We start from the raw sequence: 16503 nt of genomic DNA on the forward strand, positions 1-16503 counted from the left end.
AGGTCGACAAATTCTTTCGAAAGCGAAAGTCCCAAACCTGTTCCCATAAAACCCTGAGAGCTTTCTGCCTGGAAAAAACGATCAAAAATATGCTCTATCTGATCCGTTGGAATTCCGTTACCGTTGTCGGAAACTTTAATTTCCACTTCTTCATCCCAAATCTTCTGTGTTAAAGGTTTAATTACTTTTAGCGTGATTCGTATAGTGCCATTAACGGGTGTGAATTTAATGGCATTTGAGAGTAGGTTAAATATAACTTTATCAAGTTTATTCATGTCGAACCAGGCATTTAAATGGTTTTTTTCAGCTTCAAAAACAAGAGAGATATGCTTCTTCTCCGCCAGATCATAAAAGGGCATTACAATTTCTTTCAGAAAACCAACAATGTCGTAACTGGCGGCTTGCAACTGCATTTTATTGTTTTCTATTTTCCTGAAATCCATAAGCTGATTGATCATGTGTAGCAGGCGAAGTGAATTCTGGTGCATCATGGAAACCTGCTTCTTAAAACGCTCCGGAATATCTGTTGATTCGATCATATCCTCTAGCGGACCAATGATGAGCGTAAGAGGCGTTCTGAATTCATGCGACATATTGGTAAAAAAACGAAGTTTGGTTTGTGTAGCCTCCTCCAGTTTTTCCGAAACTTCAATAAGTTGGTCTCTTTGTTTTATAATTTCCCGGTTTCTTTTTTCTATTTCGAGTTTCTGATGCTCCAGTTTTTCGTTGGCTGCACGTTTGTTCTGGTAAGCTCTGAAGGTTTGAATAACCAAAATAACAATAGCTGCCAGTAAAACCAGTACAACGATTAAAAAGCTCCGTTGGCTTTTAAAGCGGGCGACCTGGTTTTCGAGAACGGATTTTTGATCTTCTATTTTTCCCTGGAGATCAGCAACGGCCTCGTACTGAAGTTTTAATATTTTGGCATTGTTGTTATCAATAACCACCGTTTCAAGAATATTAATACGCTCAAAAGGCTGTTTGTTCAGAATTTTATCAGCCAGTTGAATGGCCTCGGCTCCACCTGTAGGATAAAGAAAGGTAGCATCAATTTTACCATCGATCACATCTTCTATTCCACCGTCATCTCCTAATAATCCATCGATACCCAGGATAAATTTATCGCTGATATTATTGGCGGCAATTACTTCGTAGGCTGCTCTGGCAATTCGGTCGTTATGCGAAAAAACCAGATCGAAGTCTAGTTTTTGGTTAACAAAATTTTGCATAACAGTTTTACTGTCGCTGTAATTCCACTTGCCCGATTCCGATGCAACCAGCTCAATATCGGGATATTGCGAAATCACTTCCATAAAACCATTGTGCCTGTTAATTGCAGGCGAGGATCCTTGCAGTCCGGTAATTTCAACGATTTTACCTTTGCCGTTTAGCAATTTTACCGCATAATCTCCGGCTTCTTTTCCAATTAAATAATTGTTTGCGCCAATATAGGCAGTATAAGCCTCCGAGGCTATTTGCCTGTCGATAACAATAACAGGAATTCCGCTATTATATACCTCTTCAACAATTGGTGTTATTGGTTCCGATTCGTTGGGAGAAACAATTAGCAGGTCGATCTTTTCATCCAGCAACTGCCTGATGTCGTTTATTTGTTGGTCGCTATTGTCGTTGGCGTCTTTTATAACCAGTTCAAAATCGGGGAAAAAGGCCAGTTCTATCATCATTTCGCGGTGCATCGATTTGCGCCAGTCATCGCCTGTGGTGCATTGCGAAAATCCAATTTTGTATTTTTCTTTTGACGAAAGACTAAAGAAGGAGAATAACAGTACGAATAGAAATAGGATCGATAGTTTCTTCGTCATATAGTTTAGTCTGATTAATATACTTTTGTGAAAGTAATAAATTTCAAAGAACCAATATCTCAATTCGCGTGATAACGTGAAAGAAATTTACCATTATTTTTTCAAAGTGTATCATAGTTGACAGTGATGTAACATAATTGCAAACGTATTGATATTTAGGCTGATAATGTTACATGGTTTTAACATTCCGTAACATTTCTTAAAGCCGAAAAAAGGCTGCCCCCATACCTTTGATTCAGAGTTTTAAACCAATAATTCTGAATCGAAATGAAGACACAAAATGTATTTTCTGTTGCCATTATAATAGCCCTTGGCGGCTTTCTTTTTGGTTACGACATAGCTATGATGTCGGGTACCACATCGCAACTGGAAACCTTATTCGACTTAAATAGTTTTTGGCTGGGATTTACAGTTGCTGTTGCCATTATGGGGACTATCGTAGGTACCGTTATAATAGGTAAACCGGCTGAAAAATTCGGGCGCCGCAAATCGTTAATCGTATTATCCGGTCTTTTTGCATTATCAACTTTGGGTAGTGCATTTGCCATTAACTGGGGTATGTTGCTGGCCTGCCGTTTTATAACCGGAGTTCTTTTAGGTTGTATTTCGGTGGTTACACCCATGTTTATAGCCGAAATATCGCCGGCAAAAAAGCGCGGACAGCTGGTTTTGCTGAACCAGTTTTTTGTGGTTACTGCCATCTTTCTGGCTTTTGCAGTAAATTATCTTTTGGCAAATATTTTCGAAAGTGGATCGTGGCGTTGGATGATCGGTGTGGAAGCTATTCCTGCTGCAACCTTCTTTTTATTGCTGAACCTGGTTCCTGAAAGTCCGCGTTGGTTGGTAAACCAGGGACATACCGATGAGGCCTTGGCTGTATTTCAGCGTATCAAGGCTGAAAATCCAAAGGAGGAAGTACGCATTGTAAAACAATCGGTAGATGAAGAGGAAGCGATGGGGCACGGAAAGTTGTTTGTAAAAGCTTACCGGTTCCCGATAATGATTGCCTTTTTAATTGCCGCTTTTAACCAGCTGGCCGGTATAAATGCCATTATGATTTATGCGCCACGGGTATTCGAAATGGCAGGGTTTGGAACCAATGCATCGCTACTTCAGTCTATTTCGGTTGGTGCTACAAATTTGGTATTCACTTTCGTGGCACTTTTCCTTATCGATAAATACGGGCGAAGAACACTTCTTATGGCCGGATCAGTAGGAATGGTCCTGTTTCTTGGTCTCCTTTCAAAGTCGTTTTTTACCAATAACTACTCCGATTTTGGCGGATATGGCGTAATGATTTACCTGATGGGGTTCATTGCTTTTTTTGCTTTCTCGCAGGGAGCCGTGCTTTGGGTGGTTATTTCCGAAATTTTCCCCAACAAAGTCCGCTCGCAGGGGCAGGCGCTGGGAAGTTTTACCCACTGGATTTTTGCCGCAGCTCTTATTTGGGGATTCCCGGTATTGAACAACACCGTTGGTGGCGGTATTTCCTTTGGCTTTTTCGCTGCAATGATGGTGTTGCACTTCTTCTTTGCCTGGAAAGTTCTTCCCGAAACCAAAGGCAAGTCGCTTGAGGAAATTCAACAGGATATGAAATCACGAATCAAATAAAACTAAACAAACATGGACATTAGAAACAACGAAATATTGTGTTTTGGCGAGGTGCTTTGGGATCGTTTGCCATCGGGCGCGAAAGCCGGTGGTGCACCCATGAACGTGGCCCTTCACCTTAGTGCTATCGGTTTGGATGCTACTATTGCCAGTAGTGTTGGAGACGATGAACCGGGAGCAGAGCTAAAAAAATTCCTTGAAGATTCGGGAATGTCTACCGCATACATTCAAACCGATGATAATCTGCCCACCAGTGAAGTATTGGTGCATTTGGATGAAAACAACAACGCCACCTACGAAATTTGTGAACCCGTAGCCTGGGATAATATTCAACTAACTGATTCGCTCATGAAAAAAGCCGGGCAGGCAGGTCTGCTAATTTACGGATCACTGGCTTCGCGCAACCCTTTAACCCGTGAAACGCTAATGAACCTGCTGGATTACGATGGAGTGAAACTGATCGATGTAAATTTTCGCAAACCGTATGATACTCAGGAGGTAGTTGAAAAGCTTCTGGAGAAATCGGATATCGTAAAATTAAACGATGACGAACTAAATGTTTTTGCGTCATGGCACAAGCTGTCGGGCACTGATGAACACAGCCTTATTGAATGGTTTGTAAAACATTACAACATTAAAATGTTGTGTGTAACCAAAGGCGAAAACGGTGCTTTGTTGTACTGTAATGGAAAATTCTTCGAACACCCCGGATTTAAAGTAAATGCCGTTGATACCGTTGGCGCCGGCGACGCATTTCTTGCCGGGCTAATTGCTTCCCTCCTCAATAAAAAGGAACCTGCCGAAGCGCTGGCTTTTGCCTGTGTTACCGGAGCTTTTGTGGCATCGAAAGCCGGTGCTACACCAAAATACGACATGGATGAGATTGAGGAAATCCTATCGAATGACCAACCAACTATCGAAAGAAATAATATTCAAATTAATTAAACTAATCTGATTATGGTAAAAAGAATCAAACTTAAAAATGCGACTAAGGGAATGTTTGTCATTCTGCTTAGTTTGTTTTCAACAATCGCATTTGCCCAGGAAATTTCGGTTTCGGGTACTGTGAAAGACGCCTCGGGCATGGCATTGCCAGGTGTAACAATTGTTGAAAAAGGAACAACGAACGGTACCATTACCGATATTGATGGTGTTTACACTATCGAGGTAGCGGGTGCCGATGCAGTACTGCAGATTTCTTTTATTGGAATGAAATCACAGGAAATTGCAGTAGCAGGCAGAACCTCCATTAATATTGCAATGGAGGAAGAAACCATCGGTTTGGCAGAAGTTGTAGCCGTTGGTTATAGCGTTCAGCGAAAAGCCGATTTAACCGGTGCGGTTGAAGTGGTAGAAATGGACGCAATTGAAAATATCAGTTTAAGTTCGGGTAACCCGATGCAGGCATTGCAGGGACATGTTCCGGGACTTTATATCGAAAAAACAGGTACTCCAAGTGCCACCAGCAGCCGTATTCTTATTCGTGGAGTAAACACGCTGGGAGATAACAATCCCTTGTATATTATCGATGGAGTACCAACCAAAAGACCTGAGGTGTTTCAGGGGCTAAGTGCCGGTTCAATTGTTTCGGTGCAGGTGCTGAAAGATGCTTCGGCTTCTTCAATTTATGGAGCACGTGCATCAAACGGTGTTGTAATTGTTACCACCAAAAACGGATCGGATAAAAAAGGTGAAGTGAATGTTCAGTTTAACTCTAACTTTTCGGTTCAAAGCGAAAAATCGCAACGTTACAATATGCTGAATGCGCTTGATCGTGGTCGCGCTTTGTGGCAGGCATCGGTAAACGATGGTGTTGATCCAACAAGCGGATACGGCGAAATTTACAACTTCGACTGGAATGGCGATTATAACAATCCTGTTCTGAATGGTGTAAGCGTTCAGCCTTATGTTGGTGGAGATGCCAATGTTCCTGCTGGCGATACCGATTGGCAGGATGCAACTTATGAAACTGGTTTTGTAATCAATAACGACCTGACTGTTTCCGGAGGAACTGAAAAGTCTTCGGTACTGATGAATATTGGTTATATCAAAAATACCGGTATGCTGAAATTCACCAACTACGACCGTATTACGGCCCGTATCAACGGTCAAACCAGCATGCTGGATGATCGGGTGAAGTTTGGTATCAATGCACAGGTTGTATCGTCGAACGAAACATTGGAAACTCCCGACCTTGGTAGTGCTCCAACGCCGGGACTGGCAATTACTTTGGCTCCAACAATTCCGTTGTACGATTCAAACGGAAATTATGGTGGCCCTCTCGGGTCAGGTTATTCCGACCGTAACAACCCGGTAATGATGCAGGATATCAACCGGTGGGATAATACCAATCGCAGGTATTTGTTTGGCAGTGTGTTTGCTGAAATTCAGCCGGTGAAAAATCTTGTACTGCGCACAACGCTCGGAATTGACTACTCGATGGTTAAAGACAAAGATATTGAACCCGCTTTCAGCAATGGTTTTATTGCACGTTCAGTAAATAACTTAAGAATTTATAACAGCGATTTTACCAGTGTAACCTGGTCGAACACTGCCAATTACAAGCTTGATATTGGTAAAAGTAAATTTGGATTCCTTTTAGGTATTGAAGCGGTTAGCGATAATTTTCAGGATTTCACCGGATATAAAGAAGGCTTTTCTTCGCAAACTGAAGAGTTTTTTGTGTTGAGTGCCGGAACCAGCAACGGAAATAGTTTTGGAACAGCAACAAGCAGTCGTTTATTCTCTCAGTTCGGAAAAATCGATTATAACTACAACGAACGTTTTCTGGCGTCGTTTACCCTGCGTCGTGATGGTTCGTCGCGATTCGGTGCCGATAACCGTTACGGTTTTTTCCCTGCAGCTACCTTCGGATGGCGTTTGAGCGAAGAGGAATTTATGACAGGAATGGAGAAACTTTCAAACCTGAAATTCCGCGCCGGTGTTGGTCGTGTTGGTAACCAGGATGTTGGTGATTTTGCCAGTCTTGGATTGTTTGAACCTCGTTACGGAGCTGTGGCCAGTCAGGTTGATGGCATATTCCACAACGACTTTTTTGATGACTACTGGAATGTGGGTTCAGCTTATGCTTTAGATGGTCAGGATTCAGGAAACCTGCCTTCGGGTTTTGTATCGGTGCAAGCCGGAAACCCTGCCTTGAAATGGGAAACTACAGATGAATTGAACCTGGGTATCGATTTCGGACTTTTCGATAGTAAGCTGGTAGGAGCATTCGATTGGTATACACGTAAAACAACCGATATTTTGATTCAGCCACCGGTAGCTTCGGCTTTAGGTGAAGGACAATTGCAGTTCCTGAATGGAGCAACCAAGAAAAACACAGGTTGGGAATTTGCGTTAAGCTACAGAAAAAAAGTGAACAGCGACTTATCGTACGAAATTGCAGGTAGTGCCAGCCATTTTGCCGATAAAATCACTGAACTTCCTGAAGAAGTTAGAACAGCTTATCCTGGTAACTCCGAGCAAACAGTTCTTGGTCATTCAGAGCTTTCGATTTTTGGTTACGTAGCTGACGGTATTTTTAAAAATCAGGGAGAAGTTGATGCACATGCCAGCCAGGTTGGTGCTGCCCCGGGGCGTATCCGCTGGGCTGATTTGAATGATGATGGTGCAATTAACTCACTCGACCAGAAATTCCTTGGAACACTGCTTCCAAAACTCGAGTACAGTTTAAGAATTGATGTGAATTACAAGGACTTCGATTTATCGGTTTTCGGATCGGGTGTTGCCGGAAAAACCGGTTATGATCCGTATACTTACTATAACGATTTTATTCGTGGTCGCGATAACGTAGGACCTGGCGTTTTCAAAGCCTGGACGACACAAAATCCGGATTCAGATGTTCCTGCATTAACATTGTCGGATAGTAACAATGAAACACGTACTTCAAGCTATTTGAACGTAAACGCGTCTTATTTCAAACTGCGTAACATCCAGCTTGGTTACTCGTTGCCAAAAAATGCATTGGATAAAGTTGGCATGGACAAGGTTCGCTTTTACCTGATGGCCGAAAACCTGTTTTGGATTCAGAGCAATGAATTTCAGGGACCGGACCCGGAACGTACCGATGTAAATACCATCCCGATTCCAAGGACTTTCTCTGCCGGTGTTAATGTTGCATTCTAATCAATACAAACTAAAGAATAATGAAAATGAAAAATATTAAAATAGTTATAGTTGCACTGATAAGCCTGTTGGCTGTCTCGTGCGATAATTACCTGGAAACTGAGCCGCAAGGGTTCATTTCAGCCGGAAGCCCAACGGCCGAAGGCGCTGAAGGTTTGGTTACCGCGGCTTACGCCGGAATTGGAAACAACGATATGATTGGCCCTATAGCAAGTATGTGGGTTTATGGTAGTGTGCGCTCTGACGATGCTTACAAAGGAGGCGGTGGTGTTTCCGATGTTGAGCCTTACAACTTTTACGAGCAATATAACCTTACTCAACCATTTCAGAGTTGGTTGGCCGGTTTACCTTACACCTGGGAAAACTATTACCGTGCTATTTCGCGTGCCAACTCGGCATTGCGCACTTTGAATGAGTTGACCGACGAAGAATTTGCTTTGCGCCAGACAAGGATTGCTGAAGCACGTTTCCTTAGAGGGCATTCGCATTTTATGCTGAAAGTGTTGTTCAAATATGTTCCGTATATCAATGAAAATCTGAGCAACGAAGAGATTCTTCAAACGTCGAACCGCGAATATTCAAACGATGAATTGTGGAACAAAATTGCTGAAGACTTTGAATTTGCGATGAATAATCTTCCCGAATCTCAATCGCAGGTTGGTAGAGCCAATAAATATGCTGCTGCCGCTTATCTTGCAAAACTGAGGTTATACCAGGCTTACGAACAGGATGAAAACAACCAGGTTGTAAACATTAACCAAAGCCGTATGCAGGAAGTTGTTAACCTGTGCGAAATGGTTATTGCATCAGGGCAGTACAGTTTGCAGGCTGATTTTGGTGAAAACTTTACCGGAGGTTACGATAATGGCCCTGAATCGGTTTTTGCTATTCAGTTTTCGATAAGCGATGGAACAACATCAGGACGTTTGAACTTCGAGAATGGATTGAATTATCCACACGGAGCTCCTCAATACGGATGTTGCGGTTTCCATCAGCCAAGCCAGAATATGGTGAATGCTTTTGCCACCGATGAGAATGGTTTACCAAAGTTCGACACGTTTAACGATGTTGAACTGAGTGCAGCAGATATTACTCCTGATGGAGTACCTGTTGACCCGCGTATCGACCACTCCATTGGTATCGACGGTCACCCGTACAAATACCGTAACGAGGAATCCTACATTTTCAGCAACAGTTGGGTGCGCGATCCGGGAGTTTACGGTTACTTTCAAAGTATGAAAGAGCAGCAGGCTGCCGATTGTTCCTGCTACAAAAAGCAAGGTCCGTTTATGGGCGTATCAAAAAACATCGATATTATTCGTTATGCCGATGTACTGTTAATGCAGGCTGAAGCTTACATCGAACTGGGCCAGCAGGATATGGCCCGTCCATTGATCAACCAGGTTCGTAAACGTGCCTCTGAAAGTACCAGCAGAACTCGTTTTGCTGATGGTACTGCTCCATCCAATTACATGATCTCGGAATACGACGGATCGAATTTGGCCTGGACACAGGATAACGCACGCAAAGCTTTACAGTGGGAGCGTCGTTTGGAGTTTGCTTTGGAGAGCCCTCGCTTTTTCGACCTGGTACGTTGGGGAATTGCAGAACCAACTTTGAATGCATACCTGGAGAAGGAGAAAACAAGAAAAGATTTCCTGAATGATGCTCAATTTACTGCCGGAAGAGACGAGTATTTCCCGATTCCGCAGCGTGAGATAGACTTTACAAAAGGTTTGTACGAACAAAATGTTGGGTATTAATATAGAGATGAAGATCTTGGCTGGGAGTCACCCTTCCGGCCATGATCTGTTTTTATAACTTTACTAATAAATCATTCTTCTTATGAAAAGTCCGGTTCCTGTTTTATTGCTGATTTTGGTTGTTTTCTGGGGATGTACAGGAAATAAAGAGCAGAAAACTGCTGTTTCCCTGCATTTTAATCCGGAAGATTCAATGCTTCAGAATCCGATAGCTTTAATTTATGCCGAAAACAGTTATCACTTGTTTTTTAATTACACGGTTGACGGTGAAGAGAAGTTTGGACAGGCTGAAAGTAGTGACTTATTAAACTGGAGCAATAAATCAATAAGTATTGAGTCGGAAGAAGCCGGAATTCAGGATATTAAAACCATCGTAGCAGATTGGAATCAAACCACTGATTACAGTGCCGAAGCTACTGCATTAATTGCTTTCGGAACGGTTGCTGAGAACTATGGAGAACTTACAATCTCATACAGCAACGACAATGGATATTCATGGAAACAAAACGAAGGAAACACGATTACACTCGCTGATTATAACGAATCCATTCAGGATATAAAAGTGTTTTGGAATGATGAAACACAGGCCTGGATCCTGGTAACACTTTCTGGTTATGAAGTGCGTTTTTATTCATCCACAGATTTGAAAAACTGGGAGTACCTAAGCCGGTTTGGTGATGAGGTTGTGCTAAAATCGGGGCAATGGGCAAGCGTTGATTTTTTCCCGATGGAGATTACAGAAACCAACGAAACGAAGTGGGTACTTTTTATCAGTGCCGATAGCGGCTCGCCTAACGAGGGCAGCGGTGTTCAGTACTTTGTTGGCAGTTTCGATGGCTTTGTTTACCAGGCATCGCACAATAAACCAAAATGGATTGATCATGGTAGCGATCTTTACCAGGCTGTAGTTTTATCCGATTACCGGCTCGTCAACAAAAAGCCTGTTTTAATAGGAACTTTATATAATTCCATCTACGAAAAATTCAATATCCCAACTAATTCCTCAACCGAATTCTCGCTAGCCCGCCAATTAACTTTAAAAGAAAAATTTTACGATTATTATTTATTTGCAGAACCTGTAACAGCCATTGAAAAACCGGCAACAGAAACAATTAACGAAACTGAATTAAGCGATGGTAAATCAATCGAAAAGAACCTGGATTTGCCAATCCGAATCGACTTGACATTCGATGTCAATAGCCGTTTATACCTGGGTATGGCAGAATCTTTTGGCGTTAAAATTACTACAAACGAAGGCAAGGAGCTGATCCTGGGTTATCAGGCTGAGCGAAGATATTTTTACATAGCTGACCCCTCGATACAGCGCGATTTTCCCGATAGTTGGGATGGTTTTTACTATGCACCTTATGTAACCAACGAGCCGGAACTGGATATGACGCTTATTATCGACAGGAACTCGGCCGAATTATTTGCAATGAACGGATTGATTTCCCTGTCGCGAAAATTCTCTTTTAATGCAGAAAACGTGCAGGTGAGCTTATTTAGCGAGACAGGAACTGTCAACCTGCTGGAAGGAACAATTACTGAATTTTAATCCAAATAAAAAGATAAATAACCATTAAAACGAATAGAGATGAACCATAAGTATTTCAATTTTCTGGCTGCAATTGTACTGTTGTCTGCGGTGGCCTGTTCTTCCGGTCCAACTAAAACAACAGAAGCCGAAGAAACGACAAAACCATACACCGAAAAATACCGTCCGCAATTCCATTTTTCGCCCGATTCGGCATGGATGAACGACCCAAACGGGATGGTTTATTACCAGGGAGAATATCACCTGTTCTATCAATATTATCCTGACAGCACGGTTTGGGGACCCATGCATTGGGGACATGCAATTAGCACCGATTTGGTGCACTGGAAACACTTGCCCATTGCTTTATATCCCGACAGTTTGGGGTATATTTTCTCCGGTAGCGCAGTGGTCGACTGGAACAATACCTCTGGGTTTGGTTCCGCTGAAAATCCACCGTTAATAGCAATTTTCACCTATCACAATCCTGAAATTGCAAAGGCCGGTGGTGTTGATGTGGAATCGCAGGCCATTGCCTACAGTCTGGATAAAGGGCGAAGCTGGACAAAATATGAGGGTAATCCTGTTATTCCAAATGATGGGAACCGCGATTTTCGGGATCCGAATGTGATTTGGAATGAAGAAATTCAAAAGTGGAACCTCGTACTTTCTGCACACGACCACGTTCAGATTTATACTTCCGATGATTTGAAAAACTGGACACACGAAAGCAATTTTGGAATTGATGCCGGAACCCACGATGGCGTTTGGGAGTGCCCCGATTTATTCCCGCTGCAGGTTGAAGGAACCGACGAAACAAAATGGGTGTTGATCGTGAATATCAACCCCGGCGGGCCAAATGGTGGTTCAGGAACCCAATACTTTTTAGGTGATTTTGATGGACATGAATTTTCTGCCGACTCGAAAGATACCAATTGGGTAGATTGGGGACGCGACAATTACGCCGGTGTCACCTGGTCGGATGTGCCAAAAGAAGACGGTCGACGTATTTTTCTGGGCTGGATGAGTAACTGGGCGTATGCACAGGTTGTACCAACTGAGAAATGGCGCAGTGCAATGACTTTACCCCGCACGCTTTCGTTGGTTAAAAAGAAGGAGCAATACGTGCTGAAATCGACTCCTGTAAAAGAAACAGAGCTGCTCACAGCTAATTCAGCAACAGTGAATATTGATGAAGCGCTGAAAATTTCGGGAGTTAAAGAGCTGGATATACAAGGTTTGACTTTGAATCAGAGTCGCTTGTCGCTGGAGTTTGAAATGGGAGAAACACTTCCCGAATCATTTGGTATTCTGCTTGAAAATGAGTTGGGCGAAAATGTCACACTAAGTTATTCTGCATCGGCTGAGCAGTTTCAGTTTGATAGAACACAATCAGGAGATATGAGTTTTTCTGATCAGTTCTCCGGCATATCGGTGGCTCCATACAAAATCGGATCAACCGTAAAACTTGAAATATTTGTGGATGCCGCATCTGCCGAAATTTTTGTAGACGGCGGTGATCTGGTAATGACAGAGATATTTTTCAGTTCTCAATCGTTCCGCAAACTAAAGGTTTTTGCCGAAGGGCAGTCACTAACTTTGGTGAACGCGAAGTTTACAGGAATAAATAGCATTTGGTAAAGTTGTCAAAAAAAGGAAACGTGTAGCGTTGAAATCCAGATATTTAAATTCTATAAATGGAATTGTTTAAATCGTTAAAGTAATTTCTCCAATTTAGTTCCATTTAAAAACCAAATTTTAAGAGAGGAAGAATCAGAAGTTATCTGGTTCTTCCTTTTTTTTGGTAGTATTCTAAACAACATCATGAAGCCTTTTCCAGGAATTGTTGTGAAGTTTTTCCCTTGAGCTATGAGATAATAATCGCTGAAACTGCGATCATAAATTATAAAATGAAATCTTTGTAGGATTGTAATAACCATTTCGACTTACTTTTATGGATAAGTTAGGTAAGCAACGTATATGAAAAATATTTTCTTAGTCATTTTAATTCTATTCGCCTTTAATTCTCTGGCTCAGAATTCGGTCACCTTTACGGTTAAAGATGAGAACGATGAAATTTTAACCGGGGCAAATATTGTTATTGAAGGAACAACAACCGGAACGGTTTCAGACGAAAACGGGATTGCAGTATTTAATGATTTAGCCGATGGTAAAACCGTGTTTGTAATCTCCTTTATCGGGTATGAAAAGAGCAAAGTAGTCCTGGTTTTTCCTCAGGATAATAAGAAATCAATCACTGTTGAACTGGAAGAAGGAGAGGAGCTGGAAGAGGTTATTGTGGCTGCCACCCGATCGTCGAGAACAATCGAAGATATTCCTACGCGTGTTGAAGCCATAACCGGCGAAGAATTAGGCGAACAAGCTGCCATGAACTCCAGCAATATAGGAATGCTTTTAAAGGAAACCACCGGGGTACAAATGCAGCAAACATCGCTGAGTTCGGGAAATATGAGTATCCGGATTCAGGGTCTGGACGGCCGATACACGCAAATATTAAAAGACGGATTTCCTTTATATGGCGGGTTTGCAGGCGGCTTATCCATTATGCAGATTCCTCCGCTCGATTTAAAACAGGTGGAATTAATAAAGGGAAGTAATTCAACGCTTTATGGTGGTGGTGCAATTGCCGGGTTGGTGAATCTTGTTTCCATTACTCCCGAAGATAAACCGGAGCTAAGCCTCATGTTTAATCAAACCAGTGCATTGGGATCGACAGCTAATTTTTTCTATGCGCAAAAATTTAGTAAAACAGGAATTACCATTTATGGATCAGCAGATAAGCAGGTTCCATACGACCCGGATGACGATGGTTTTTCAAACCTACCAAAATCGACCACCTATAACCTGAATCCCAAGTTTTATTTCTACCCCAATTCAAATACGGAGATACTGTTTGGAATCAGCTCGGCTTTCGATACCCGGACCGGTGGTGATATGGAAGTGATAAAACACAATGTAACTCAGGAGCATATTTTTTCTGAAAAAAATACATCGGAGCGGTATTCTACACAGTTTAAAATTCAGAATACCAACGATGTACGAAGTATTGCTGTAAAAAACAGTGTGAGTTATTTTAACAGGGAGTTGAACATCCCGGATTATCAATTTGCCGGGAAACAGTTATCCGGCTTCTCAGAAATAAATTACAGCCTTTACAAAAAAGAAAAGTCTGACTGGCAATTTGGTGCAAATCATTATTTCGAGCAGTTTAAAGAAACGAACGTCGATGCCAGTGCAAAAAGGGATTATACCCACAATACGCTTGGTGTTTTTGCGCAGAACACAACAGATTTTAGCCCGAAGTTTACGTTTGAAGGCGGATTGAGAACGGATTACAATTTTGATTACAGTACGTTTGTACTTCCGAGAATTGCTTTGCTTTTTAAAGCCACCGAGAAATTTTCTTCACGAATTGGCGGTGCAATGGGGTACAAACTGCCATCGATTTTTACCGAAGATGCCGAAAAACTGTATTTCCGCAATATTCAACCTATTTCAAGTGGTGAAATGAATCCCGAAAAGTCGATAGGTGGGAACTTTGATTTGAATTATAAAACGGTGTTTTTTGATGCAGTTACCTTTTCTATTAATCAACTTTTCTACATCACACAACTAAAAGATGCACTTGTTTTAAGAGAAAACCAACTGGACAACACCTACTTTTTTGAGAATGCCGACGGCAATATTTTAAGCTCAGGATTTGAAACCAATGGCAAACTTTCGTATGCCGATTTCAAGCTGTATTTTAATTATGCCTTTATAAATACCAAACTTCAGTACGATAATATAAACAACCAGAAACCGCTTACACCAAAGCACAATATCGGTTTGGCATTAATGTACGAAACGGAGGAAAAATGGTCGGTAGGATACGAGTTGTACTATACAGGTACTCAGTTTGACGAACAATACAACTCAAAACCTGATTACTGGATGATGGGATTTATGGCCATGCGACATTTTAAGCGACTGTCGGTATTTATCAATTTTGAGAATTTTACCGATGTAATTCAGACCAATTACGAACCGCTGGTTTTGCCACCGTACAATTCGCCAACTTTCCCTGATATCTGGGCTCCATCTGATGGTTTTGTATTTAATGGAGGGATTAGAATTAATCTACTGAAGAATTAAAGCATAGCGTCATACTTTAATTAAATATTCGTTCTTTTCAATTCCTCAATACATTTGGGACACAGGCAGCCATCGAAACAAGCCATTATGTAATCGCGCACTTTGTAGGGCATGTCTACTTGTGCACACCAGCAGTGATAATTGCCGGTGCAGGTATGCAAGTTGCCACATATTGCACAGGCATGTGGTTCGTATTTCGGATTGTGTTCCATCATCGTCCGGATTTTAGGAATACAAAAATGAATATTTCTTACAAGTTTGCAATTTGAGTTTTAAAAATTGATGAAAAAATGTTGCTCAAAGTCTATGTTTTTGGCATTTGATACCCAATAAAACAAAAGACAAAACCAGGGTGATCTTCATATTTCGACAAAGACAACATGTTCTGCTATGGTTGCCGCAGGGAGTTTATACTTTTCACACCTTCTGTAAATCAGTGAGGTTCGTAAATTTTAATTAGCGATAAATTCTAAACTACTTCGCCTTTTCAAAAAAGTGGTGAAAAAATACACTTTGAAAAGCAATCGCGTTTTTCCAGTAATCCCAGGTATGTCCGCCGGGGCGTGTGGTAAAATCGTGTAGAATATTTCGCTCAAGCAGCTTTTCGTGCAAGTCGCAGTTAACGCCGTAAAAGAAGTCGCCTACGCCACAATCAATTGATATTTCAAGCGATCCGGGCGTTAGCTTGTAAACAAGATTGATGACGCTGTTTTCTTCCCAGTTGTCTTTGTTTTCAGCGTAAGTACCCAGCCTTTTCGAAAGATCCCAGTTATTGGGGAACGGGCGAATATCAACTCCGCCACTCAAACTTCCTGCTGCGCCATAAACGTCCTGGTTTCTGAAAGCAAGGTACAAAGCACCGTGTCCGCCCATACTTAATCCGGTAATGGCACGTCCTTCGCGCGAATCAATTGTGCTAAACGAGTCGTCTACCCAATCAACCAATTCATGCGCTACATAGGTTTCGTATTTTATGTTTTTGTCAATCGGGCTATCAAAATACCAGCTTGAAAAAGCACCATCAGGACAAACGATAATAAACTGATACAGATCGGCATAGTTTTTAATTTCAGGTACTTTGGTTATCCAACCGGTTTGGTTATCGCTATAACCGTGAAGCAGGTACAAAACCGGGTATGATTTATCATCAGAATAACCTTCCGGAGTAATTACAACCGCTTCAATGTCTTTATCCATCGATTGGCTATGCGTTGTTAAGTGCTGAACTTTGGCGGCTTTTGTTTGCAGTGCCAGTCCGGTAACCACAATCAGTAAGATGATTGCTTTTAATAAAAGTGTTCTTTTCATCAGTTCAATTTTTTTTGCTGGCGTTAAAAATAGCGACAAATAATTTATGATAGGCAATGTTTACAATTTTGTGTGGGAATAGCTTTTGATTAATTCTTCAGGTATTCAACCCAGTCGAAATCTGCGTTGGCCTCTGATGCTTTTCCATTTCCGGTGGCATACA

10 protein-coding genes are annotated in these 16503 nt (G+C 41.8%); 7 read left to right on the forward strand and 3 right to left on the reverse strand.

All coding sequences use genetic code 11. The features are described 5' to 3' along the window. The coding region (locus ABZB17_RS10665) for a substrate-binding domain-containing protein (RefSeq protein WP_372650075.1) at positions 1–1823 on the reverse strand (1823 nt) is incomplete at its 3' end. Between the two features lie 267 nt (positions 1824–2090). Here ABZB17_RS10665 and ABZB17_RS10670 point away from each other — a divergent pair. The 7 genes from ABZB17_RS10670 to ABZB17_RS10700 all read left to right on the forward strand — a co-directional run bounded on the left by ABZB17_RS10670 (position 2091) and on the right by ABZB17_RS10700 (position 15032). Further along, entirely contained in the window at positions 2091–3434 is a 1344-nt protein-coding gene (locus tag ABZB17_RS10670; protein ID WP_372650077.1) for a sugar porter family MFS transporter, read from the forward strand. A 12-nt stretch (positions 3435–3446) separates the two neighbouring features. Further along, a complete protein-coding gene (locus tag ABZB17_RS10675) occupies positions 3447–4379 on the forward strand; it encodes a carbohydrate kinase (RefSeq protein ID WP_372650079.1) in 933 nt (310 codons plus the stop codon). 12 nt (positions 4380–4391) lie between these two features. Continuing rightward, complete coding sequence (locus ABZB17_RS10680) at positions 4392–7580, forward strand: SusC/RagA family TonB-linked outer membrane protein (protein WP_372650081.1); 3189 nt, start codon at positions 4392–4394, stop codon at positions 7578–7580. A 26-nt stretch (positions 7581–7606) separates the two neighbouring features. Beyond that, positions 7607–9343 carry a RagB/SusD family nutrient uptake outer membrane protein gene (locus tag ABZB17_RS10685; RefSeq protein WP_372650083.1) on the forward strand — a complete coding sequence of 579 codons (1737 nt, stop codon included), beginning with the start codon at positions 7607–7609 and terminating at the stop codon, positions 9341–9343. Between the two features lie 82 nt (positions 9344–9425). Beyond that, a complete protein-coding gene (locus tag ABZB17_RS10690; RefSeq protein WP_372650085.1) occupies positions 9426–10898 on the forward strand; it encodes a GH32 C-terminal domain-containing protein in 1473 nt (490 codons plus the stop codon). Positions 10899–10937: 39 nt separating this feature from the next. Next, a complete protein-coding gene (locus ABZB17_RS10695) occupies positions 10938–12518 on the forward strand; it encodes a glycoside hydrolase family 32 protein (RefSeq protein ID WP_372650087.1) in 1581 nt (526 codons plus the stop codon). Positions 12519–12857: 339 nt separating this feature from the next. After that, positions 12858–15032, forward strand: a complete 2175-nt coding sequence (locus ABZB17_RS10700; RefSeq protein ID WP_372650089.1) for a TonB-dependent receptor domain-containing protein — start codon at positions 12858–12860, stop codon at positions 15030–15032. Between the two features lie 20 nt (positions 15033–15052). Here ABZB17_RS10700 and ABZB17_RS10705 read toward each other — a convergent pair whose 3' ends face one another. Then, positions 15053–15247 carry a cysteine-rich CWC family protein gene (locus ABZB17_RS10705; RefSeq protein ID WP_372650091.1) on the reverse strand — a complete coding sequence of 65 codons (195 nt, stop codon included), beginning with the start codon at positions 15245–15247 and terminating at the stop codon, positions 15053–15055. Between the two features lie 259 nt (positions 15248–15506). Then, a complete protein-coding gene (locus ABZB17_RS10710) occupies positions 15507–16340 on the reverse strand; it encodes an alpha/beta hydrolase (RefSeq protein ID WP_372650092.1) in 834 nt (277 codons plus the stop codon). Positions 16341–16503 lie beyond the last annotated feature (163 nt).

The sequence above is a fragment of the Draconibacterium sp. genome (assembly GCF_041583095.1).
GTDB lineage: Bacteria > Bacteroidota > Bacteroidia > Bacteroidales > Prolixibacteraceae > Draconibacterium.